Origin of the sequence: Parerythrobacter aurantius (assembly GCF_045291475.1) — a bacterium.
In the GTDB taxonomy this organism is placed as follows: Bacteria; Pseudomonadota; Alphaproteobacteria; order Sphingomonadales; family Sphingomonadaceae; genus Parerythrobacter; species Parerythrobacter aurantius.
In genome coordinates, this window is sequence record NZ_CP147985.1 from 403,344 (window position 1) to 426,588 (window position 23,245).

Here is a 23,245-nt window from a genome sequence, read left to right on the forward strand (position 1 = left end):
GGCGATTTCCGTTCATTGCGCGGCAAGGTTGTTGCGCATTTCCCACATTTTTTGCGGCGAGCCGAAAACTGCCTAATTTTATTACGCAGATTGGCCGTAGCAGCGCAATCGAATTACGCCCAATCCATTTCTGCACTGCGCAATATTGTTGCGCTGCACCATCGCACGATGCCGGAGACCGCGAATCCGCAACGATTCAGCCCGGCGCGTTGCGTGGCTAGCCGACTTCCATCCGCAATGCGCCGTCGCCTTCGTCAATCCTGACCGTGCTACCGTCCGGCACCATGCCCTCGAGCAGCTTCTCGGCCAGCGGGTCCTGCAAATAGCGCTGTACCGCGCGCTTGAGCGGACGCGCGCCATAGACCGGATCGTAGCCAACCCGCCCGAGCCATTTCTTCGCGCCTTCGGTCAGGTCGAGGACGATCTTGCGGTCCCTGAGGAGTTTCTGCACCCGGCCGACCTGGATCTCGACGATCGGCGCCATGTGCTCCTGGCCAAGCCGGTGGAACAGGATGATCTCGTCCAGCCGGTTGAGGAATTCGGGGCGGAAGTGCCCGCGCACCACGTCCATCACCTGCGGCTCGACATCCTCGACCTTCTGGCCGTCGTCCATCTGCGCCAGATACTGGCTGCCCAGGTTGCTGGTTAGGATGATCAGCGTGTTGGCGAAATCGACCACCCTGCCCTGCCCGTCGGTCAGGCGGCCGTCGTCGAGCACCTGCAGCAGCACGTTGAAGACATCGGTGTGTGCTTTCTCGACCTCGTCGAACAGCACCACCTGGTAGGGGCGACGCCGCACGGCTTCGGTCAGCACGCCGCCTTCCTCGTAGCCGACATAGCCCGGAGGCGCGCCGATCAGCCGCGCGACCGCGTGCTTCTCCATGAACTCGCTCATGTCGATACGGACCATGGCGGTGTCGTCATCGAACAGGAAGCCGGCGAGCGCCTTGGTCAGCTCGGTCTTGCCGACGCCCGTGGGCCCCAGGAACAGGAAGCTGCCGAGCGGACGGCCCGGGTCCTGCAGGCCGGCGCGCGCACGGCGCACGGCCTTGCTGACGGCCTCTATCGCCTGCGCCTGGCCGATCACCCGCTTGCCGAGGATGCTTTCCATCTGCAGCAGCTTGTCGCGTTCGCCTTCCAGCATCTTGTCGATGGGGATGCCGGTCGCCCGGCTGACGACATTGGCGATATCGTCCTCGGTCACTTCCTCGCGCAGCAGCGCGTTCTCGTTGTGGCCGGTCGCCTCATTGAGCTGCTTTTCCAGCGCCGGGATGCGGCCGTATTGCAGCTCGCCGGCCTTGGCGAGATCGCCGATGCGCTGCGCCTGCTCCAGTTCAAGCCGCGCGGCGTCGAGCTCTTCCTTGATCTTCGCTTCGGCGTGGATCTTGTCGCGCTCGTTCTGCCAGCGGGTGGTGAGCTCGGACGACTGCTGCTCCAGCTCGGCCAGTTCCTTGCGCAGCGCCTCGAGCCGGTCCTTCGACGCGGTGTCGCTTTCCTTCTGCAGCGCCTGCTCCTCGATCCGCAGCTGGATGATGCGGCGGTCGAGACCTTCGATTTCCTCGGGCTTGGACTCCACTTCCATGCGGATGCGCGACGCCGCCTCGTCCATCAGGTCGATGGCCTTGTCGGGCAGGAAACGGTTCTGGATGTAGCGATGGCTGAGCTGCGCCGCCGCGACGATCGCCCCGTCGGTGATCCGCACCCCGTGGTGCAACTCGTACTTGTCCTTGATCCCGCGCAGGATGCTGATCGTATCCTCGACGCTCGGCTCGTCGATATAGACCGACTGGAACCGCCGCTGCAGCGCCGGGTCCTTCTCGACATACTTCTGGTATTCGTCGAGCGTGGTTGCGCCGATGCAGTGCAGCTCGCCGCGGCTGAGCGCGGGCTTCAGCAGGTTCGAGGCATCCATGCTGCCTTCCGAAGCGCCCGCCCCGATAAGCGTGTGCATCTCGTCGATGAACAGGATGATCTGCCCATCGGAGTTCTTGACCTCGTCGAGCACGCTCTTGAGCCGTTCCTCGAACTCGCCGCGATACTTCGCGCCCGCGATCAGCGCACCGAGATCGAGGCTCATCAGCGTTCGCCCCTTGAGGCTGTCTGGCACGTCGCCATTGGCGATGCGCAGCGCCAGCCCTTCGGCAATCGCGGTCTTGCCGGTGCCGGGCTCGCCGATCAGCGCCGGGTTGTTCTTGGTCCGGCGAGCGAGGATCTGGATGGTGCGGCGGATTTCCTCGTCGCGGCCGATGACGGGATCGAGCTTGCCGTCACGCGCCGCCTGCGTCAGGTCGCGGGCATATTTCTTCATCGCGTCATAGGCGTTTTCGGCCCCGGCGCTGTCGGCGGTCTTGCCCTTGCGCAGCTCGGCGATGGCAGCCTCGAGCGCCTTGGGATCGACGCCCGCCGCCTTCATCGCCTGCCCGGCGGAGGTGGTAGTGGCCAGCGCGAGGGCGACCAGCAGCCGCTCGACCGTGACAAAGCTGTCGCCCGATTTCTCGGCGACCTGTTCGGCCTGGTCGAGCACGCGGACGCTGTCGTTGTCGAGGCCGGGTGTGGCCTGCGCGCCACTGCCGGATACCGCCGGAATTTTCGCCAGCGCGGCATCGACTTCATCCTCCACCGCGCGCGGATTCCCTCCCGACCGTGCCACGAGGCCGGACGCCATGCCCTCGCTGTCCTCGATCAGAGCCTTGAGGATATGCGCCGGTGTGATCCGCTGATGGTTCATGCGGATGGCAACGGTCTGCGCCGCCTGCAGGAAGCCCTTCGCCCGGTCGGTAAACTTTTCGAGATTCATGGGTGTGTCAACCTCCTGCTACACCGCGAAATAGTGCGGGCGCATGGCCTCACAAGGGGGGCCGACAATTTTCGCACCCCCAAACAGTGGGCGTTACCCGGCCGGAGGTGGCCGGACATCCGGTTAACGTTGCGATTACCATTCGGCTTTACGGCGATCCCGTCGTCCGGTCGCAATCAAGGGACGGTGGAGAAAAAGAAACGGGCCGAGGCAGGCGGGGGACATTCATGAACATCCAGCAAACCTTCAGCAGGGGAGGGTACGCGACGGTCGCCTTGTTGCTGGCCACGTTGCTGGTCGGTGCAGTCGGCGTCAGCACGATCCGTTTTGGCGGCCCGCTCCATCGCGAGAACGAAGAGATCAACACCTACATCGCGGATATCCTGCCGCCGCCGCAATACATTATCGAACCCTACCTCGAAGCTACCCTCGCGATACGCGGCGAGGGCGATTTCGAAGAGCACCGTCTCCACTTGCGACACCTGCGGGAAGAGCATGACGAAAGGACGGAGTACTGGCAGGGATCCTCCATCGACGCTTCTCTCCGCAAGCAATTGCTTGACAAGGCAGGGGCCGAATCCGACCAGTTCTGGAACGAACTCGACAATGCTTTCCTCCCCGCACTGGCCCGCAACGATCGAGCCGCGGCCGAGCGCAGCTATCAGCGCCTGAGCGCCGCCTACGAGCGCCACCGCGCGCAAATCGACATTGCCGTCAAAGCCGCCCTGGCCCAGCAGAAGCGGATTCATGACCAGGCTGCGGATTCCACCCGGAACTACGTGGCGATCATCGGCGCCTTGGCGCTGGCGCTGGCCGCACTGCTGTTGACCGGCCTGCGGTTCGTCCGTCGCCGCGTCGTGATGCCGCTGGGCCGAATTGCCCGTTCCATCACGCGCGTCGTCGATGGCGATCTCGTCACGGAGATCGAAGTTCCCAGGCATCAAGACGAAGTGGCAGAGGTCGCAGCGGCAATCGAAGTCTTCCGCCAGCGCTCGGTCGAGAAGCTCGAACACCAGGCGCAACTGCAGCGCGAACGCGAACAGGCGAGTGCGGAGCGGACAAGGGAACTGCTCGCTCTGGCCGACCGGATCGAAACGGGGATCGGCGCGATCGTCAACGACTTCGTGGCCTCCTCCGGCAGATTGCGTGAAAGCGCGACGGCGCTGGCATCGAGCGCCGAACAATCGGCCAAGCAAAGCGGCGAGGTCTCGAAGGCCATCAGCGAGACTGCGGAAGGCGTGACGGCAGCAGCGTCTGCGAGCGACGAATTCGCGCTGACGATCGGAGAAATCAGCAAGCAGGCATCATCGTCTGCAGACCTGGCACGCAATTCGACCGAAGCGGCCGCGCAAGCAGACGCAAAGATCCTGTCGCTCGACGCAGCGGCCGACGAGGCCGGCAAGGTCATCGAGATGATCTCCACCATCGCCGCCCGCACCAGCCTGCTGGCGCTCAACGCTTCGATCGAGGCAGCCCGGGCCAGCGAGGCGGGCCGCGGTTTTGCCGTCGTGGCGTCGGAAGTGACCGAACTGGCGCGGCAAACGTCGCAATCGTCCGACCAGGTCGCCGCGCTGATCAAGGCGATACAGGAAACCAGCGACTCCTCCGTAGAGGCGCTCGGCGCGATAACGAACCGCCTAGCCCAGCTCGAGATCAGCTCGACGGCGATCGCATCGGCGGTCGACCAGCAGGCCTGTTCGGGCCAGGAAATGGCGCGCAGCATCGACCGGGCGGCGAGCGGTGCCGATGTCGTGGCGCAGAATGTCCGCCACCTGCACGATGCCGCGCGCATGACCGGCGATGTTTCGGCCGAGGTCCTGGCCGCTTCGACCGATCTCGAGCGGCAAGCGGGCGAATTGTCGCGCCAGATCGGCCAGTTCGTCCGCCAGATCCGGGCGGGCTGACAACACCCGTCGGGCGTAGCCGCAGACCGGCTACTTCACCTCTAGCCTCATTCCCGCTAGGCGCGGGGCGGGAAGAGGAGAAGACATGGGTAGATGGCTCGTGCGCATCGGCGCAACGCTGGCGGTGCTTGCGCTGGTGGTGCTGGTCGGGCTGATGACGTGGGAGCCGTTCACGGCCCGTGCCGCCAAGCCGGCCGATACCGGGCGAACCTACACCTCCGAAATCATCCGCGACGATTTCGGCGTGCCGCATATCCATGGCAAGACCGACCCAGACGTCGCCTATGGCGTCGCCATCGCCCAGGCCGAGGATGATTTCTTCACCCTGCAGGATGTCGTCGCCATGGCGCGCGGGCGCTACGGCGCGATTGCAGGCGAGCAAGGGGCGCAGGTCGATTACGCCTACCACCTGCTCGACGCGCGCGGCACGGCGAAGCGGCATTACGGCAAGCTCCCCGCCGATACGCGCGCGCTGTTCGAAGCCTATGCCAGCGGCCTCAACGACTATGCCGCTGCCCATCCGGGCGAACTGAAGCTGGCCAATCTGTTCCCGGTGAATGGCGAGGACATTGCCGCCGGCTTCGCGCTGCGCCAGCCGTTCTTCTTCGGGCTCGGCAATATCATCGCCAATCTGGTCGCGGGCAAGGATCTCGATCCCGAGTTCGGGCCCGACATTCCCGGCTATTCGCGCGCCAAGGGGTGTGCCTGCATCGAGGAGGGTGCGACGATCTTCGATCCCGACGCGCACGACGCCTACATGAAGGGTAGCGAGCCAAAGGTAAGCTGGTCGCCCTTCTCGCAGGGCGGCGCACTGTCCGGATCGAACGCCTTTGCCGTCACCCCGGCCAGGTCCGGCGGGCCGAGCGTGCTTATCTCCAACAGCCACCAGCCGCTGGAAGGCGGGGTCGCATGGTATGAACTGGTGGTCGAGAGCGAGGAAGGCTGGCACTTCGCCGGGGCCAATTTCCCCGGCAGCCCCTTCCCCTTCCTCGGCCACAACCGCCATCTGGGCTGGACCAACACCGTCAACAGGCCGGATATGACCGATGTCTATCGGCTGGAGGTCGATCCCACAGGCACCAAGTACAAGCTCGACGGGAAATGGCGCAAGTTGGAGAAAAAGACCGTCACCCTGCCGGTCAGGATAGGGCCAGTGGTGCTGCCGATCCGCCAGACCATCTATCGCAGCGCCCATGGCCCGGTGATCAGGAATGACAAGGGCACTTTCGCCATTCGCTACGGCGGGATCGACAGCATCGAGCAGCTCGATGCCTATTACCGGCTCAACAAGGCCAAGAACCTTGCCGAGTGGCAGGCCCAGCTGGCACGCATGGCGATCCCCAGCACCAATTTCGTCTATGCCGACGAAGCTGGGAACATCGCCTATGTCTATAACGCCGCCATACCCGACAGGCCCAAGGGCGAGAACTGGCGCGGCATCCTCGACGGCACCGACAGCAGCCTGATCTGGGACGGACCGGTCGGCTACGAGCGCCTGCCCAAGCTGGTCAATCCGGCTTCGGGCTGGCTTTACAACTCCAACAACGAGCCGTGGACGGCAGCGGGCGCGGGAAGCGACCTCGAGGCGGCCGGTTTTGCGCCCGAGCTGGGCATCGAGACCAAGCAGACCAACCGCTCTCGCCGCGCCTACCGGCTGCTGAGCGAGGCCCGCCTGCTCGACCGTGCCGCGCTGGAGCGGATCAAGTACGATACCGGATATGCGCGCGAAGGCTATGTCGCCGATCTCTGGGATGCGCTGGCGAAGCTCGACCTGCGCAAGCAACCCGGGCTCGCCCGCGCGCGCGACCTGCTCATGCAATGGGATTTCAATGCCGATGGCAGGGGCGCGGGCGACGCGCTGGCGCTGCTGCTGATCCGGGATTTCATGTCCGCCGAATACCAGAACAAGCCCCTGCCCGATGCGAAGGCGAAGCTGCGCGAGGCCGTGGATCACCTGCAGACCCATTTCGGGCGCCTCGACCCCCCGATGGGCGAATTGCTGCGCCTGCGCCAGACACCGGGGCCGTTCGCGATCGACCTGCCGCTCGACGGCGGGTCCGACACGCTGCGCGCCTCCACCACCTGGGATGTCGATGCCGACGGGCGGCTGGCGCTCAAACATGGCGACAGCTTCATCCTCTGGGCGGAATGGTTGCCGGGCCAGTGGGTAACCTCCCGATCGATACAGCCCTTCGGCGCTGCGGTCACTCGGCCCGGCAGCAAGCACTTCACCGACCAGTCTAGGCTGTTCGTCAGCAAGCGGTTGAAACCGGTGTGGTTCTGGCGCGACGATGTCGTGGCAAATGCCATATCCCGAAAGACCGTGACCAGCCGTCGCTGACTGGTTACACCTGCCATCACCTTTGTCGCACAATCCACTGACCGGAGAGACCATGCCCCGTTTTGCCTCGACCAGCCTTGTCGCCCTCGCAACCGGCCTCGCGCTCGCTGCCGCCACCCCGGCCCTGGCCGACAACCATGCCCCCGCCGGCGCTGCGGGCGCTGCCACAGAAGCGGTCGCGCCGCTGCCCGGCCTGATCGAGCAGGTCGACATTCCGTACGAGGAGTTCCAGCTGGACAACGGGCTGACCGTGATCGTCCATGAAGACCGCAAGGCCCCGATCGTCGGGGTCGCGGTGTGGTACAACGTCGGCTCGAAGGACGAGCCCAAGGGCAAGACCGGCTTTGCCCACCTGTTCGAACACCTGATGTTCAACGGCTCGGAGAACGCGCAGGGCGACTATTTCCAGTACCTCCAGGAAATGGGCGCGACCGACTACAACGGCACGACCAATTTCGATCGCACCAATTATTTCCAGACCGTGCCGCGCGGCGCGCTCGAACGCGCGCTGTGGCTGGAAAGCGACCGCATGGGCTATCTGCTCGGCGCGGTGACGCAGGAGAAGCTCGATAACCAGCGCGGCGTCGTCCAGAACGAGAAGCGCCAGGGCGACAACCAGCCGGGCGGGCTCGTGTTCTACGAAATCCTCGAAACCCTCTTCCCCGAAGGCCACCCCTACCGCCATTCGCCGATCGGCTCGATGGCCGACCTCGACAGCGCCTCGATGGATGATGTGCGCAACTGGTTCGTCGACAATTACGGCCCCAACAATGCCACGCTGGTGCTGGCCGGCGATATCTCGCCTGCCGAAGCGCGGCCGCTGGTGGAAAAGTATTTCGGCCCGATCGCCCGTGGCCCCGTCAACACGCCCGCCGCGGCGGCGATTCCCGAATTGCAGGAAGACGTCCGCAAGGTGATGAAGGACCAGGTCGCGGCCACCAACATCAGCCGCTACTGGACGGCGCCGGGCCTCGATAGCCGTGACCTCGTGGCGCTGACGGTGGGTGCGGAGATCCTCGGCGGGCTTTCCTCCAGCCGTCTCGACAATATCCTCGTGCGCGACGAGAAGATCGCCGTCGGCGTGTCCGCCGGCAACTTCTCGTTCCAGCGGGTCGGCCTGCTCAACGTCGGCGCAACCGCCGCACCCGGTGTGTCGCCCGCCGATGTCGAAGCACGCATGAACGAGATCATCGACCAGTTCATCGCCGAAGGCCCGACCGAAGACGAAGTCCGCCGTGCCGCGACCCAAAGCGTGGCGGGCACGATCCGCGGGCTCGAGCAGGTCGGCGGCTTCGGCGGCAAGGCGGTGACCCTGGCAAGCGGCGAGGTGTTTGTCGGCGACCCCGATTTCTACGCCAAGCAGCTCGACATCCTCGCCACGCTGACGCCGGGCGAAGTGAAGGCCGCGATGCAGAAGTGGATGACCCGGCCCTCGATGACGCTGGTCCTCGAGCCGGGCGAGCGCGACAGCACCTACACCGAGGCGGCCTCCGTCGCCGGGGCCGATGCCGAAAAGCCAGCCGCCGACGACACTGTCAAGGTATCGGTGGTCCGCCCCAAGCCCGACATTGCGACGCTGGCCGAGCTCGACTTCCCTGACGTGACCGAAACCACGCTGAGCAACGGCATGAAGGTCTATTACGCGCGCCGCGATGCCGTGCCGGTCACCCGCGTGGCGCTGTCCTTCAACGCGGGCTCCGCCTCCGACCCGGTCGACAAGCGCGGGCTCGAAAGCCTTGCCATGAGCCTCTACGACGAAGGTACCACGACCCGCAGCTCGCAGCAGATCGCCGAGGCGCGCGAACGGCTCGGGGCGGAAATCTCGACCGGCGGCGGGGCCGATCGTTCGACCTTCACCCTGACCGCCCTCAGCGCCAACTTGGCCCCTTCGCTCGAGCTGATGACCGATATCGTGCGCAACCCGGCGTTCGATGCCGCCGAACTGGAACGGGTCCGCACCCAGACCATCACCGGCATCCAGCAACAGATGCGCTCGCCCCAGGGCATCGCCGCCATGACGCTGACGCCGCTGCTTTACGGCGCCAACAGCCCCTATGGCGACAGCGGCAGCGGCACCGTCGAGTCTGTCGCCGCGATCGGCCGGGACGACCTGATCGGCTTCAAGAACCGCTGGATCCAGCCGGACAATGCGTCCCTGTTCGTGGTGTCGGACCTGGCGCTCGATGCCATCAAGCCGCAGCTCGACGAAGCCTTCGGCAAGTGGGCCGGCAATCGCATGGCCCGCGGGACGAAGGATTTCTCCACCCTCGCACCTGCACCCCAGGCTGCGCGGATCGTGCTGGTCAACCGGCCCAATTCGCCGCAGAGTTTCATCTACGGCGGCTACCTCACCGGGGTCGATCCGAAGAGCGAGGGGATCGAGGACCTGTTTAGCGCCAACAATGCGCTGGGCGGCAACTTCCTCGCCCGGATGAACATGAACCTGCGCGAGACCAAGGGCTGGTCCTATGGTGTGCGCGGGGGCGTGGCGCAGCGCGAAGGCGCGGTGTCCTATCTCGTTTCCGCACCCGTCCAGTCGGACCGGACCGGCGATTCGCTCAAGGAACTCATCCGCGAGATCGACGAGTTCACCAGCACCAAGGGCGTAACCGCGGAAGAGCTCGAGCGGATCGTCAACAACGACATCTTCGAACTGCCCGGCCAGTACGAGACCGCCGGTGCCGTGCTCTCCACCATGCAGAGCAATGTCATCTACGGCCGCCCGATGGACTATGCAGAAACGCTGGCGGCGAAATACCGCGCCCAGTCCGCGGCCAGCCTCGATGCCGCTGCCCGCGGGGCGATCGATGTCGACCGCTTCACCTGGGTGATCGTCGGCGATGCGGAGAAGGTGCTGCCCCAGCTGGAAGGCATCGGCCTGCCGATCGAGCGGGTCGAGGCGCCCGGTGCGATCACCTTCAAGCCCGAAGGCGCCACCGGCGGCGAATGATCGAAGCCAATTGACAGCAATGTAGGTAGCGGCGATGGCCGGGCAGACGAACCGTCAGGCCACCGCCGCACCAACCTAACCCAAGGGAGAATGCCAATGTCCGTTTCCGGAACCTACAACACCACCGTCAGCAGCCCGATGGGCCCGCAGAGCGGCACGCTGACCGTCGAGGACAAGGGCGACGGCACCTTCAGCGGCAAGATGGCCGGCGCCATGGGCGCGATGGACATCGACGGCGGGACCGTGGAAGGCAACACCATCAAGTGGTCGATGAACATGACCGTGCCGATGCCGATGAAGCTCGACTGCGAAGCCACCATCGACGGCGACAGCCTGACCGGTGCGGTCAACGCCGGCGCCTTCGGCTCCATGCCGCTGAGCGGCACGCGCGCGTAAGATCTTTGCCCCTTCGGGCAAACGAAAGGCCCCGCTGCAGCGATGCAGCGGGGCCTTTTCTTCGGCTATCGCGCCCGCGCCTTACTTGGTGACCGAGAAATCGAAGATGCGCGAAGTCTGCGCCCCGACCCCTGCCGCACCGACGCCGCCACCGGTCGAGGACGAGTAGATGAAGCCGTATTCGCCCGGCTCCAGCGAGACCTGCGGGACGACCTTGAAGACCCCCGGCGCGATCCGTTCGTAGTCGAACGGGATCTGGTCCTTTTCCATCACCCCGGCCTTTGCCCCTCCGATGTTGAACTGGCCTACCTTGGCCTCGCGCTGGTTCTTCTTCACCTTGAAGCGGACCAGGCTGAATTCGGCGGGCGAGGTGACCGCCCCCGCCATCCAGAAACCGGCGCCGCCACGGTTGGACAGCGACGCATCGGCCTGGTCGAAATAGAAGTAGAAGGTCGGCCGTTCGACCGCCGTCTTGGTCCGCGCCTCGCCATTGGGAATGACGGTCCTGAAGCTCATGGGCGCAAGCCCGCCCGTCAGCGCGTAGCCGAAGAACCCGCCGGTCTTGGTCTGGTTGCTGGTGGTCGCATCGATCAGCCACATCTTCGGCTGTTCGAGCCAGTCGGCCAGCATGTAGACGCCCGAGGGATGCGGTACCATCGGATCTGGACTGTCGATCGATGCTGCAACCGACGATGACGCCTTCGTCTTGTTCGACGCCTGGATCATGGCCGCGATCACGGCCGACGAAACGCCCTTCGCCTTCAGCGCGATAAGCGCGTCGGTCGATACGTCGAAATTGGAGGGCGACGCCTCGATCTTGGCCACGATCGCCTCGTCACCGAGGCCGATGGCCGAAAGCTGCACGACAGTCGCATTGTCCAGCGTTTCCGCCAGCGCGGGCGTAGCTGCGACAAGTGCCGCAGCGGCCATCAAGAGTTTCAATTTCATGGTGCTCCCCTTAGATCCCCCGGCCCTTGGGCCAGGAACCATCAGGTAAACCATTCCGCGCAATGCGCAATCCCGGCAAGCCGGGGTCCGGGCGGCGTATGGCCGGCCTAGCCGTCCAGCTTGTCCTTCAGGATCTGGTTGACCACGCCGGGATTGCCCTTGCCCTGCAGCGCCTTCATCGTCTGGCCGACGAAGAAGCCGAACAGCTTGTCCTTGCCGCCGCGGTATTCCGCGACCTTGTCCTGGTTGTTCGCCAGCACTTCGTCGATCACCGCCTCGATCGCGCCCGTATCGCTGAGCTGCTTCAGCCCCTCGGTCTCGGCGATCTCGGCCGGGGCGCGGCCGGTCCTGAGGACGATCTCGAAGATTTCCTTGGCCTGGCCGCCGCTGATCTCGCCCTTGTCCTGCATGGCGAGGATGGCGGCCTGCGCCTCGGCGGTGGCATGGGCGGCGTTGCCTTCGTCACCGACCGAATTCATTACGCCCGGCGCGACCGAAAGCGCCCAGTTCGCGACCTGCGTCGCGACCGCAGCCTCGCCCTTGCCGATGGCGCTGGCAGTTGCGCCCAGCAGCGTTTCGAAGCGGGCGAAAGTCTCGACTTCGGCAGTCAGTTCGCGGGCGTTGTATTCGCTCAGCCCCAGCTCGCCGACATAGCGAGCACGCTTGGCATCGGGCAGCTCGGGCAAGGACGCCCGGCATTCGTCGAGGAAGCTGTCGTCAAGCTCCAGCGGCAGCAGGTCGGGATCGGGGAAGTAGCGGTAATCGTGCGCGTCTTCCTTGCTGCGCATGGTCCGCGTGGTCCCGGTGCCGGGGTCGAACAGGCGGGTTTCCTGCTCCACCGCGCCGCCACTTTCGATGAGGTCGACCTGGCGGTTGGCCTCGTACTCGATCACCTGCATGACGAAGCGCACCGAGTTGACGTTCTTGGTCTCGGTCCGGGTGCCGAATTCCTCGCCCGGACGGCGCACGCTGACGTTGACGTCGGCGCGCATCGAACCTTCTTCCATGTTCCCGTCGCACGAACCGACATAGCGCAGGATCGAGCGCAGCTTGCGCACATAGGCCCCGGCCTCTGCCGGCGAGCGCATGTCCGGGCGGCTGACGATTTCCATCAGCGCGACGCCCGAACGATTGAGATCGACATAGGACATGGTCGGGTGCTGGTCGTGCATCAGCTTGCCCGCGTCCTGCTCGACATGGATGCGTTCGATGCCGATGACCTTGTCTTCCGGGATGCCGGCCTTCTCGTCGGCCTCGATGGTCAGCGCGCCCTCGCCCACCAGCGGGTGATAGAGCTGGCTGATCTGGTAGCCCTGCGGCAGGTCGGCGTAGAAGTAGTTCTTGCGGTCGAACCGGCTCCACTTGTTGATCTGCGCCTCGATCGCCATGCCGGTGCGCACCGCCTGGCGGATGCATTCGCGGTTGGGCACAGGCAGCATGCCGGGCATGGCCGCGTCGACCAGCGACACTTGGGTGTTCGGCTCGGCCCCGAAGGCGGTGGCTGCGCCGCTGAACAGCTTGGCGTTGGAAGTGACCTGCGCGTGGACCTCGAGGCCGATCACGACCTCCCATTCGCCGGTGGCGCCCTGGATGCGATATGTGCTCATGCCCACCACTTCTCCGGCTTGGCGGTAAAACCGTTGCGCTGCTCGATGGCGAGGCCGGCATCGAGCACGCCCTGCTCGTCGAACGGCTTGCCGACCAGCTGTAGGCCCAGGGGCAGGCCGTTGCTGTCGAGGCCGGCGGGCACGCTCATCGCGGGCAGGCCGGCGAGGCTGGCCGGCACGGCGAAGACGTCGTTGAGATACATGGCGAGCGGATCGGCCTGCATCTCGCCGAGCGCGAACGCCGCGTTCGGCGTCGTCGGGGCGAGGATCAGGTCGCAGTCCGCCCAGGCGCGTTCGAAGTCGCGGGCGACCAGCGCGCGGACCTTTTGCGCCTGGTTGTAATAGGCGTCATAGAAGCCGGCGCTGAGCACATAGGTGCCGATGAGGATGCGGCGCTTGACCTCGTCACCGAAACCTTCGGCGCGGGTCGCGGCGTACATATCCTGCAATCCGGCCTTTTCCGGCAGGTCGCGCAGCCCGTATCGCACCCCGTCATAGCGGGCGAGGTTGGACGACGCCTCGGCCGGGGCGATGATGTAATAGGCCGGCAGCGCGTACTTGGTGTGCGGCAGGCTGATGTCGACGATCTCGGCCCCGGCGTCCTTGAGCCAGCGGGCGCCATTGTCCCAGCTGTCGAGGATATCCTGCGGCGTGCCGTCCATGCGGTATTCGCGCGGGATGCCGATCTTCTTGCCGCGCAAGTCGGCGGAAAGATTCGCTTCCCATTCGGGCACAGGCATGTCGAGGCTGGTCGCATCCTTGGGATCGAATCCGGCCATTGCCTCCAGCATGATCGCGCAATCCTTGACGCTGCGCGCCATTGGCCCGGCCTGGTCGAGGCTGCTGGCGAAGGCGACCACGCCCCAGCGGCTGCAGCGGCCATAGGTCGGCTTGATCCCGGTGGTGCCGGTGATCGCGGCAGGCTGGCGGATCGAACCGCCGGTGTCGGTCCCGGTTGCTGCCGGGCACAGCCGTGCGGCGATGGCCGCGCTGGAGCCGCCAGAAGAACCGCCCGGGGTCAGCGGAGCATTGCTGCCCGGCTTCTTCCACGGGCTCAGCACATTGCCGAAATAGCTCGTCTCGTTGGACGAACCCATGGCGAACTGGTCCATGTTGAGCTTGCCCAACATCCCCGCCCCGGCGCGCCAGAGGTTGGCGCTGACGGTGGATTCGTACTGCGGCACGAAGCCTTCGAGGATGTGGCTGGCGGCGGTGGTCTGGACGCCTTCGGTGGCGAACAGGTCCTTCATGCCGATGGGCACGCCGGCCATCTTGCCGAGCGGCTCGCCCTTCGCGCGGGCGGCATCGACCGCGTCGGCGGCTTCGAGCGCCTTTTCCGGCGTGGTGACGATGAAGGCGTTGAGCTGGCTGGCGGCGGCGACCTGCGCGTTGAAGGCTTCCGCCACTTCGCGTGCGGTGAAGGTGCCTGCCGCGACGCCATCGCGGATTTCGGCGACGCCGAGTTCGACAAGATCGCTCATTACTCGATCACCTTGGGCACGCCGAAGAAGCCGTGTTCGGCTGCAGGCGCATTGGCCAGCACCTTGTCGCGCACGCCGCCGCCGGTCAGCGGATCGGCATCGACCACGTCGTCGCGCAGCCGCAGCGTGTTGGGGATGACGGCGGTCATCGGCTCGATACCCGTGCAGTCGACTTCGCCGAGCTGCTCGACGAAGCCGAGGATCTTGTTGAGTTCGGGGACCATCCGCTCCAGCGCGGCATCGTCCATCTCGATGCGCGCCAGTGAGGCGATCTTGGCCACGGTTGCCTTGTCCACGGACATGGGTGTCTCGTCGCTAGAGGTTTGTCAGTTCGAAGGGGTCGCCGGTTCCGGAGCCGGGGCGGGAGCGGCACCGCCCTGGGGCCCGCCTTGCGCACCCTGGGCCGCCTGCATGGCCTGCTCCAGCGCGCGCATCTTCGCGTCGGCATCCTCGCGGCTCATGAAATCGACCATCTCGACCTCGAAGACGAGATCGGAATTGGCCGGAATGGCGGGGCCGGGGGAGACTTCGCCATAGCCGAGCGCGGCCGGGATTTCGAGCCGGTACTTGCCGCCCTTCTCCATCTGCTGCAGGCCCTGGAAGAAGCCTTCGATCTGCTGGCCCGGCTCGAGCAGCATGGGCGTGCCTTCGGGGAAGATTCCGGGCGGGATGGGCAGCGGGCGCGAGCGGTCGAATTCGGTCCCGTTGGCCAGCTTGCCGACATATTTCACGAACACCACATCGCCGACCTCGGGGCTGCCACCGGTTCCTTCGGTGATGACGTCGACATCGATCCCTTCGGGAACCGCAGCCCAGGCGATGCCTGCCCCGGCCAGCGCGGCAGCGACGACACCGACCCACAGCTTGGTCAGCGAACCCTTGGCGACGGGCTGGATCGGAACGCGGGTAACTTCGGTCATGGTGTATCCTGCAAAAAGCGAAGGGCGCGGAAGAATATCCTCCCGCGCCCTTTGGCGTAAGCCTGCCGCCACTTCAAGCGGGGCGAGGCAAAGAAATGCGGGTCGGCTTACTTGATGCCGTCACGCTCCATCCGCTTGCGCTCCATCTTGCGGGCGCGGCGGACAGCGGCGGCCTTTTCACGGGCGCGCTTCTCGCTCGGCTTTTCGAAGTGGCGGCGCAGCTTCATTTCGCGATACACCCCCTCGCGCTGCAGCTTCTTCTTGAGCGCGCGGAGAGCCTGGTCGACATTGTTATCGCGAACCATGATTTGCATAAAACTCGTCACCTCGTACCAATGGGGAGAGCCCGCGCCGGATGGCGGGTTGCACCGCAAATTTCCAATTAGAATCACGCCGAATCCGCAGAGCGGCCGGCCGAACACGTGGCGCCCCTACACAATAGGCCATGCTCTGGCAAGCCGTGAGACGGAGATTGCCGACGGGGTGTTGTGGCACTGCGGCAACACGCAAAGCGACTTGCCGCAGTGCAACTTGCCGCTTGGCGAGCATGGTGCCCTGCGTCTAAGGCCACGGCGTGAGCACGATGCCCCCCCTTTACGCCGCCCTAAATGTCGCTCTCGGCGGCGCCATCGGTGCCGTCCTTCGTTACCAGACCGGACGGTGGATGACCGGCTGGCTGGGCGCCCCGGCCATGGCGGTCTTCCCGTGGGCAACGCTCGCCGTCAACGCGATCGGCAGCGTGCTGATGGGCCTCCTGGCCGGCTGGTTGGTCAGGACATCGCCGGCAGGCGGCGAGCAGATGCGCCTGTTGCTGGGAACCGGCATCCTCGGCGGCTTTACCACTTTCAGTGCCTTCAGCCTCGAGCTGGTGCTGCTGATGCAGCGCGGACAGTTCACCATTGCGGCGCTCTACGCGATCCTTTCGGTATCGCTGGGCGTGACCGGCCTGCTGTTCGGCATGACCGTGATGCGGATCGCCGGATGAGCGGGTCCGAGCCTTCCGCCATCCGCCAGTTCATCGTCGGCGAGGACGACGCCGGCGTCCGGGTGGACCGCTGGTTCAAGCGGCACTTGCCGCAGGTCGGCTTCGGCACGGTCAGCCGCTGGGCCCGCACCGGCCAGCTGCGGGTCGACGGCAAGCGCGTGCGGCCCGAGGACCGGCTCGAGACTGGGCAGGTGCTGCGCATCCCGCCCGGCGGCGAGGATCCGGACCGCAAGGCCCCCGTTGCGCGCAGCCTTACGCCGGAGCAGGTCGCCGAAGCGCGGGCCATGGTCATCAAACAGACCAAGAGCGCCATCGTGCTCAACAAACCGCCCGGCCTCGCCACGCAGGGCGGGACGAAGACCAACCGCCATGTCGACGGTTTGCTCGATGCCTTCGTGGAAGGCGAAGAGCCGCGCCCCCGCCTCGTCCACCGTCTCGACAAGGACACGTCCGGCGTGCTGCTCATCGCCCGCACCCCGGGCAGCGCGGCGTCCTATTCGAAGCGTTTCTCCGGCCGGTCGGCCAAGAAGATCTACTGGGCGCTGGTGGTCGGTGTGCCCGAAGTCCACGAAGGCGAGATCGACGCGCCGCTGGCCAAGCAGCCGGGCACCGGCGGCGAGAAGATGCATGTCGACCACGAGAACGGCCAGCCGGCCAAGACCCGCTACCGAGTGGTCGAACGGGCCGGCAACCGCGCCGCCTGGGTCGAGCTGGAGCCGATGACGGGCCGTACCCACCAGCTGCGCGTCCACATGGCGGCGATGGGCCACCCGATCGTCGGCGATGGCAAGTACGGCGGGCAGGATGCCTTCCTGACCGGCAGCATCAGCCGCAAGATGCACCTGCACGCCCGCCGCCTGCTGATCGCCCAGCCGGAAGGCGGCAAGCTCGACGTCACCGCCGACCTGCCGGTGCATTTCGCCGAATCGATGGAACAGCTCGGTTTTGATCCTTCTCTGAGCAAGGCCAAGCCGCTGCGGGAGGACGTGACCGAACGCACCCCGGCGGAAAAGAAGCTCGCAGCCAAGCGCCATTTCAAGCAGGCCCGCAAGGAAGCCCGCGCCCCGCGCCGTTCCCGCGGTGGCGACGCGCCGAAGAAAAAGCTCGGCAAGAAGAGCCTGGGCAAGCCTTCCCCCGCCAAGAAGGGCGGGAAGCCCAAAGCGAAGCGCTGATGCATCCCAACCCGCTGTTCCGGAGCGAAGACAGGCAATGGCTCGGCGCCCTGATCGACCGGGTCGGCTTCGGGATGGTATTCCTGACCACACCCGATGGGCCGCGCGTAGCGCATATGCCGCTGCTGCGCGCCGGAGAGGACCGGTTGCGATTCCATCTTGCCAGGAGCAACGCCCTGACCCGCCATCTCGACGGGGCGCGGGCGCTGTTGGTCGTCAATGGCCCCGACGGCTACGTCAGCCCGCGATGGTACGATGATCGGGCGACCGTGCCGACATGGGATTACGTCGCGCTGGAGCTTGAAGGCATTGTCCGTCAGCTGGGCCATGAAGAGCTGGAGGACTTGCTCTATCGCTCGATAGAGGAAAACGAGAACCGGCTCGCCGGTGACAAATGGACCGCCGAGGAAACCCCGCAACCGATGTGGGACAAGCTCGCCGCCGCCATCGTCGGGTTCGAACTGACGATCGAGCACTGGCGCCCTACCCTGAAGCTGTCGCAGAAGAGATCCCGACCCGAGCGGGAGCGGATCGCCGAGCGGCACGCGGCCAACGGCAACGAACCGCTCGCCGCGATGATGCGCGAGGCATTACCGTGAAACTGGCGGTCTTCGATTGCGACGGCACGCTGGTCGACGGCCAGGCCCCTGTCTGCGATGCGATGGAGGCGGCCTTTGCTGCTGCTGGCCTGCCGGCGCCCGACCGGCGGGAGGTGCGGCACATCGTCGGCCTCAGCCTGCCGGTGGCAATCCGCCAGCTTGCCCTAGACGCGACCGACGGACAGGTCGCCTACGCGGTCGAGGCCTACAAGGCCGAATTCCGCGCCGCACGCGAACGCGGCATGGTGGCCGAACCGCTGTTCGAAGGGATCGTGCCGCTGCTCGACCGGTTGCAGGCCGCGCAGTGGTCGCTGGCGGTGGCGACGGGCAAGTCCAATCGCGGGCTCAACCTTTGTCTCACCGAACACGGCCTGCTCGGCCGGTTCGCCAGCCTGCAGGGCGCCGATCTCCATCCGTCGAAGCCGCACCCGGCCATGCTGCAGGTGGCCATGGAAGAATCCGGCGCCGTGCCGGAGCAGACGGTGATGATCGGCGACACGGTCTACGACATCGAGATGGGTCTTGCGGCGGGCACGCGTGCGATCGGGGTTGCCTGGGGCTACCACCCGATCGACGCGCTGCTGGCGGCGGGCGCCGAGGCAGTCGCCGCGACGCCTGAGGAACTGGGGGAGATGATCGATGGATGAAGCCGAAGCCCTGGCCCGCAAGCGGTTCATGGTGCTGCAGGCAATCCGGCTGAGCGGCGCTGTCCTGGCGCTGCTCGGCGCCATCATCATTTCCGGGCGGCTGATCGATATCCCGGCGGTGGGTTACGTGCTGCTGGTCGTGGGTGCGCTCGACCTGTTCCTCGTCCCCAATATCGTGTCGCGCCAATGGCGCAGCAAGGACCGATGAAACGTTTCTGGAAAACAGCCGAGCCGGTCGCCGTCGAAGGCGGCTGGCAGGTCTCGCTCGACGGGCGGCCGCTCAAGACGCAGGGCAACCGGGCGCAAGTCGTGCCGAGCCGCGATTTGGCCGACCTGCTGGCGGGCGAGTGGTCAGCGCAAGGGGAGCACGTCGATCCCTTGCTTTTCCCCCACCGCGACATGGCCGATTATGCCATCGACATGATTGCCAGCGGCGAAGACGATGTCGTCGCAAAGCTGATCGGTTTCATGGACACCGACACGCTGTGCTATCGCGCCGATCCCGACGAGGCGCTCTATCGCCGCCAGCTGGAGATGTGGGAACCCCTCGTCACCGCGTTCGAGCAGCGCGAAGGCGTGCGGGTCGAACGCGCCAGCGGCGTCCTCCACCGACCGCAGCCGGCCGCGACGCTGCAAGCGCTGGAGGCGAAGCTCCGCACGCTCGACCCGCTGTTGCTGGCCGCCCTGTTCACTCTGACGTCGCTTTCCGCATCGCTCGTGATCGGCCTCGCCGGGCTGGAGGATGAGGCTGACGCCGGAGACCTGTGGAACGCCGCCAATCTCGAGGAGGACTGGCAGATCGAGCTGTGGGGCGAGGATGCGGAGGCAACGGCGCGGCGGACCCGGCGGCTGGCAGACTTCACCCGGGCAATGGAATTCGCCCGTGCAGCGCGGGCAGGCTGACTAGCCGCCGATCCAGTCGGCGACCTGCGTCGCAACATCGTTAGCAGCCCTGTTGAGCGCATCGCCCACCGGGACGGCCTCGGCCGCAACGCCCGGCACAATGCTTTCGAACCGCCGCGTCACCACGGAACCGTCGGCCCCGTCGCGGATCGCCTCGAACCGCACGACGGCTGACGATGTCGTTGCGTCATAACCGAAATCGAGCAACCGTCCGCGCAGGCGCTGCCCGGTCTTGATGGTCGGATCGAGTCCGTCGACCACCACGCGCCCGCTCTTGGCGGCGATGGTTTCCGACAGCAGACGGCGGAACAGGCGGCTCGGCCGTTCGACCCATTGCGCATCCTTGAGATAGGCGACGGTCGAAGCATCGACCTGCACCGGCACGCGGGTCACGGAGAGCGCGGCGGGTGCATCCGGCTCGACCACGGTCAGTGCCGACTGGTTGCTGCCGCTGGTGCCGCTGCCGGCAGGGATCACAGTCGCCGGCGTCAGGGTCAGCAAGGCCGGCGGCGGTTCCTTGCCGAGGCTGATACAACCGGTCAGGCAAAGCGCGGCGAGCGGGACAAGGAACGGGCGCATCATTGGCCTTTCGGTTCGTAGTCGGGAAGGGGTTTGGACCCGAGCAGGCTCGACGCCCCCTCGTTCTCGAGGCGCTCGGTGACGACCCTGAGCGCCTTGCTGGTCTCGCGCAGTTCGGCGAGCGCGGCTTCGGCCGCCGGCAGGGTTTCCTCGTTGAAGGTCCGTGCCGCCGGCTCGGCGGAATCGAGCGTACGGCTGAGCGACTTGAGCGCTGTGCTGGCGGATGCGAGTGTGACGCGCAGTTCCTTCGCCAGGGCTCCGCCCTCCTGGTTGATCACAGCATCGGTCGAATTGGTCACCTTCTCGAAGGCGTCGAGCGTCTCGCCAGCCTCGCGCAGGGTGTTCTCCATCTCGCGGATCGTCCCTGCCAGCTGCGGCGAGGCGGCGGCAAGATCGGCGCTGACGGCGTTGGTGTTGCGCAATATGCCGGCCAGCTGGGCCTGGTTCTCGTCGGACATAACCAGCGTCAGCCGTTCGGTCAGCGTCGCCAGCCGTTCGAGCAGCAGCGGGGCGTTGGCGACGAGTTCGCCCAGGCCGCCGCGGCCCGGCGGAATGACGGGCTTGCCTTCCGGGCAGGCGGTGGTTTCGCAGGTGATCCTGGGCGCATCCTTGCGCGCACCGTCGAGCAGGATGGCGGACACGCCGGTGAAGCTCGCCTGGATGCTGGCGGTGGTGCCGACCAGCACAGGCACGTCGTCCTGCACCTTGATCCGGACGCGCACAAATTCGGGGTCCGCTTCGGCCAGTACGATTTCCGTCACCTGGCCGACCGGCACGCCGGCAAATGACACTTCCGATCCCTTGGCAAGGCCGGAGACGGACTGCTTGAAGAAGATATCGTATTCCTGGCTCTTGCCTTCGTTCCAGCGGCCCAGCCAGACGACGAAGATGGCCAGAGCCGCCAGCAAGGCCAGCGTCACCGCCCCGACCCAGATATGATTTGCCCGCGTTTCCATAGCTTATCCCTTTGAACCGCTGCCGCGGGAATTGTCCATGCCCTTGACCGCCGTCGCTGCGCCCCGCGCCTGGCTGGCCTGCGCCGCCCGGCCGCGTGGCCCGTTGAAATACTCCTCGATCCACGGGTGGCCGGTCTCGAGCAGTTCGGGGATGGTGCCCACCGCCACGACCTTGCGGTCGGCCAGCACCGCCACACGGTCGCAGATCTCGTAGAGCGTATCGAGGTCGTGGGTGATGAGGAACACCGTCAGGCCGAGCGTTTCCTTCAACTCGCGGGTCAGGTGGTCGAAAGCGGCGGCCCCGATGGGATCGAGACCGGCAGTGGGCTCGTCGAGAAACAGCAGTTCGGGATCGAGCGCCAGCGCCCGGGCGAGCCCGGCGCGTTTCTTCATCCCGCCCGACAGTTCGCTCGGAAACTTGATTACCGCATCTTCCGGCAGCCCGCTCATGAGCACTTTGAAGCGCGCGATCTCCGCCATCATGGCAGGTTCGATATCGGGATAGAACTGCTTAAGCGGAACCTGCACATTCTCCCCCACCGTCAGCGTGGAGAACAGCGCCCCGCCCTGGAACAGCACGCCCCAGCGGCTCTGGACGCCGAGGTAATCTTCCGGCTCGGCCGCCGTGATGGACTTGCCGAACACGTCGACATTGCCGGCCGCCGGGGTCTGCAGGCCGATGATCGACCGCATCAGGACCGACTTGCCGGTGCCCGAGCCGCCGACCACGCCGAGGATTTCCCCGCGCCTGACCTTCAGCGACAGGTCTTCGTGGATCACTGCCTCGCCGAAGCGGTTGGCCAGCCCTTCGACGACAATGGGAAACTCGCCGCGGAACCGCTTGTGGGCCTTGGCCGCTTCTTCGGGGGTCAGTTCCTCGCTCATCCCCAGCCCACCTCGGTGAAGAACACGGCGAAGAACGCGTCGAGGACGATGACGGCGAAGATGCCGGTGACCACCGCCATGGTAGTGCGCAAGCCGACCTCTTCCGAATTCCCCTTCACCTGCATCCCGTGATAACAACCCGCAAGCGCCACGATCAGGCCGAACACCGGCGCCTTCACCAGGCCGACCCACAGGTCGTACGTGGGCACAACTTCCTTGATCCGTTCCAGGAAGGTGACGAAGGGGATGCCCAGCAGCAGGTCGCCCACCACCGCGCCGCCGACGATGGCCACGACCGCGCTGTAGAAACCCAGCAATACCATCATGAAAGTGCAGGCCAGCACCCGCGGCACGACCAGTGCCTCGATCGGCGAGATGCCGATGGTGCGCATGGCGTCGATTTCTTCGGTCAGCTTCATCGTGCCGATCTGCGCGGCAAAGGCGCTGCCGGAACGGCCGGCGACCATGATCGCGGTCATCAGCACACCCAGTTCGCGCAGGGTGATGCGCCCGACGAGATTGATAGTGAGCGTTTCCGCCCCGAACTGCTGCAACTGCACCGCGCCCTGCTGCGCGATCACGATCCCGATAAGGAAGCTCATCAGCCCGACGATCGGTAGGGCGGATACCCCTACCAGCTCCATCTGCCGCACTGTGGCGCGCAGGCGAAACCGCGACGGGTGGCGGATGATGGCTGCCAGGGCGAGGAGGATCTGGCCGAGGAACCCGACCACGCCGACCATTCCCTGACCGAAATCGCTGACCAGTTCGCCGATGCGCTGCGGGACGCGCTCGAGCAGGCCCGGGCGCGGCGGCGACACGCTGACATGCTCGCTGCTCTGGTCGATGGCGGCCAGCAGGCGCTGGGCACGCTCCTTCGCCCCGACGATGTCGGCGCCTGCCCGGCGTGCGACGGAGCAGGCGATATAGGCGCCTGTGGTGTCGATTTCGCGCACATCGCTGAGATCGACCGTCGCGAAGCCGCCTTCGAGGCTGCGTAAATCCTGGTCTATCGCGCCGATCGTCGACACCAGGAATGACCCGTGCAGGCGCAGCACTTTCGTGCCATCTTCCTGCTCTTGCAGGGAAAAGCTTGCCCCTTGCGACATCCGACCACGCTATGCGGTCAAATGCCTGTTTTCTCAAGTGCGCAATCGCCATGTTGCACCGCAGCG

The 23,245-nt window shown here is 65.9% G+C and carries 21 protein-coding genes; 10 read left to right on the forward strand and 11 right to left on the reverse strand.

Annotated elements, in window-relative coordinates:
* Positions 1 to 217: 217 nt before the first annotated feature.
* On the reverse strand, positions 218 to 2,797 hold the full coding sequence (gene clpB / locus WAB17_RS02065; protein ID WP_435418387.1) for an ATP-dependent chaperone ClpB: 2,580 nt from the start codon (positions 2,795 to 2,797) through the stop codon (positions 218 to 220).
* A 227-nt stretch (positions 2,798 to 3,024) separates the two neighbouring features.
* Here clpB and WAB17_RS02070 point away from each other — a divergent pair, with 227 nt between their 5' ends.
* The 4 genes from WAB17_RS02070 to WAB17_RS02085 all read left to right on the forward strand — a co-directional run bounded on the left by WAB17_RS02070 (position 3,025) and on the right by WAB17_RS02085 (position 10,388).
* Entirely contained in the window at positions 3,025 to 4,701 is a 1,677-nt protein-coding gene (locus WAB17_RS02070) for a methyl-accepting chemotaxis protein (RefSeq protein WP_435418388.1), read from the forward strand.
* Between the two features lie 85 nt (positions 4,702 to 4,786).
* On the forward strand, positions 4,787 to 7,042 hold the full coding sequence (locus tag WAB17_RS02075; protein WP_435418389.1) for an acylase: 2,256 nt from the start codon (positions 4,787 to 4,789) through the stop codon (positions 7,040 to 7,042).
* 52 nt (positions 7,043 to 7,094) lie between these two features.
* Positions 7,095 to 9,992, forward strand: coding sequence for a M16 family metallopeptidase (locus tag WAB17_RS02080; RefSeq protein WP_435418390.1), 2,898 nt, complete (start codon positions 7,095 to 7,097; stop codon positions 9,990 to 9,992).
* 96 nt (positions 9,993 to 10,088) lie between these two features.
* Complete coding sequence (locus tag WAB17_RS02085) at positions 10,089 to 10,388, forward strand: hypothetical protein (protein WP_435418391.1); 300 nt, start codon at positions 10,089 to 10,091, stop codon at positions 10,386 to 10,388.
* 81 nt (positions 10,389 to 10,469) lie between these two features.
* On the opposite strand, the gene WAB17_RS02090 is transcribed toward WAB17_RS02085, so the two are convergent.
* From WAB17_RS02090 to rpsU, 6 genes are all read right to left on the reverse strand, one after another.
* Complete coding sequence (locus WAB17_RS02090; RefSeq protein ID WP_435418392.1) at positions 10,470 to 11,336, reverse strand: hypothetical protein; 867 nt, start codon at positions 11,334 to 11,336, stop codon at positions 10,470 to 10,472.
* A 107-nt stretch (positions 11,337 to 11,443) separates the two neighbouring features.
* Positions 11,444 to 12,943, reverse strand: a complete 1,500-nt coding sequence (gatB, locus tag WAB17_RS02095) for an Asp-tRNA(Asn)/Glu-tRNA(Gln) amidotransferase subunit GatB (protein ID WP_435418393.1) — start codon at positions 12,941 to 12,943, stop codon at positions 11,444 to 11,446.
* Positions 12,940 to 14,424, reverse strand: coding sequence for an Asp-tRNA(Asn)/Glu-tRNA(Gln) amidotransferase subunit GatA (gatA, locus tag WAB17_RS02100; protein ID WP_435418394.1), 1,485 nt, complete (start codon positions 14,422 to 14,424; stop codon positions 12,940 to 12,942). Before gatA ends, gatB begins: the two co-directional genes overlap by 4 nt.
* Positions 14,424 to 14,726, reverse strand: coding sequence for an Asp-tRNA(Asn)/Glu-tRNA(Gln) amidotransferase subunit GatC (gene gatC, locus WAB17_RS02105; protein ID WP_435418395.1), 303 nt, complete (start codon positions 14,724 to 14,726; stop codon positions 14,424 to 14,426). Before gatC ends, gatA begins: the two co-directional genes overlap by 1 nt.
* A 24-nt stretch (positions 14,727 to 14,750) precedes the next feature.
* Positions 14,751 to 15,344 (reverse strand): FKBP-type peptidyl-prolyl cis-trans isomerase, encoded by a 594-nt coding sequence (locus tag WAB17_RS02110; RefSeq protein ID WP_435418396.1) that lies wholly within the window; start codon positions 15,342 to 15,344, stop codon positions 14,751 to 14,753.
* A gap of 107 nt (positions 15,345 to 15,451) precedes the next feature.
* Positions 15,452 to 15,658 carry a 30S ribosomal protein S21 gene (gene rpsU / locus WAB17_RS02115; RefSeq protein WP_234091531.1) on the reverse strand — a complete coding sequence of 69 codons (207 nt, stop codon included), beginning with the start codon at positions 15,656 to 15,658 and terminating at the stop codon, positions 15,452 to 15,454.
* 269 nt (positions 15,659 to 15,927) lie between these two features.
* On the opposite strand from rpsU, the gene crcB reads away from it, so the two are divergent.
* From crcB to WAB17_RS02145, 6 genes are read left to right on the forward strand one after another with little or no spacing between them, the layout of a single operon-like run.
* On the forward strand, positions 15,928 to 16,329 hold the full coding sequence (gene crcB / locus WAB17_RS02120) for a fluoride efflux transporter CrcB (RefSeq protein ID WP_435419413.1): 402 nt from the start codon (positions 15,928 to 15,930) through the stop codon (positions 16,327 to 16,329).
* On the forward strand, positions 16,326 to 17,501 hold the full coding sequence (locus tag WAB17_RS02125; protein ID WP_435418397.1) for an RluA family pseudouridine synthase: 1,176 nt from the start codon (positions 16,326 to 16,328) through the stop codon (positions 17,499 to 17,501). The genes crcB and WAB17_RS02125 overlap by 4 nt, the downstream gene beginning before the upstream one ends.
* Positions 17,501 to 18,100: an FMN-binding negative transcriptional regulator gene (locus tag WAB17_RS02130; protein WP_435418398.1), complete on the forward strand. Its 600-nt coding sequence runs from the start codon at positions 17,501 to 17,503 to the stop codon at positions 18,098 to 18,100. Before WAB17_RS02125 ends, WAB17_RS02130 begins: the two co-directional genes overlap by 1 nt.
* Entirely contained in the window at positions 18,091 to 18,747 is a 657-nt protein-coding gene (locus tag WAB17_RS02135) for an HAD-IA family hydrolase (RefSeq protein ID WP_435419414.1), read from the forward strand. Before WAB17_RS02130 ends, WAB17_RS02135 begins: the two co-directional genes overlap by 10 nt.
* Entirely contained in the window at positions 18,740 to 18,955 is a 216-nt protein-coding gene (locus WAB17_RS02140) for a hypothetical protein (RefSeq protein WP_435418399.1), read from the forward strand. The genes WAB17_RS02135 and WAB17_RS02140 overlap by 8 nt, the downstream gene beginning before the upstream one ends.
* Complete coding sequence (locus tag WAB17_RS02145; protein ID WP_435418400.1) at positions 18,952 to 19,650, forward strand: ATP12 family chaperone protein; 699 nt, start codon at positions 18,952 to 18,954, stop codon at positions 19,648 to 19,650. The genes WAB17_RS02140 and WAB17_RS02145 overlap by 4 nt, the downstream gene beginning before the upstream one ends.
* Here WAB17_RS02145 and WAB17_RS02150 read toward each other — a convergent pair whose 3' ends face one another.
* The 4 genes from WAB17_RS02150 to WAB17_RS02165 are packed head-to-tail and all read right to left on the reverse strand — an operon-like array spanning position 19,651 to position 23,179.
* Positions 19,651 to 20,232, reverse strand: coding sequence for an ABC-type transport auxiliary lipoprotein family protein (locus tag WAB17_RS02150; protein WP_435418401.1), 582 nt, complete (start codon positions 20,230 to 20,232; stop codon positions 19,651 to 19,653).
* On the reverse strand, positions 20,229 to 21,185 hold the full coding sequence (locus WAB17_RS02155) for an MlaD family protein (RefSeq protein WP_435418402.1): 957 nt from the start codon (positions 21,183 to 21,185) through the stop codon (positions 20,229 to 20,231). The genes WAB17_RS02150 and WAB17_RS02155 overlap by 4 nt, the downstream gene beginning before the upstream one ends.
* 3 nt (positions 21,186 to 21,188) lie before the next feature.
* Entirely contained in the window at positions 21,189 to 22,070 is an 882-nt protein-coding gene (locus tag WAB17_RS02160; protein WP_435418403.1) for an ABC transporter ATP-binding protein, read from the reverse strand.
* Positions 22,067 to 23,179 carry an MlaE family ABC transporter permease gene (locus WAB17_RS02165; RefSeq protein WP_435418404.1) on the reverse strand — a complete coding sequence of 371 codons (1,113 nt, stop codon included), beginning with the start codon at positions 23,177 to 23,179 and terminating at the stop codon, positions 22,067 to 22,069. The genes WAB17_RS02160 and WAB17_RS02165 overlap by 4 nt, the downstream gene beginning before the upstream one ends.
* Between the last annotated feature and the right edge of the window lie 66 nt (positions 23,180 to 23,245).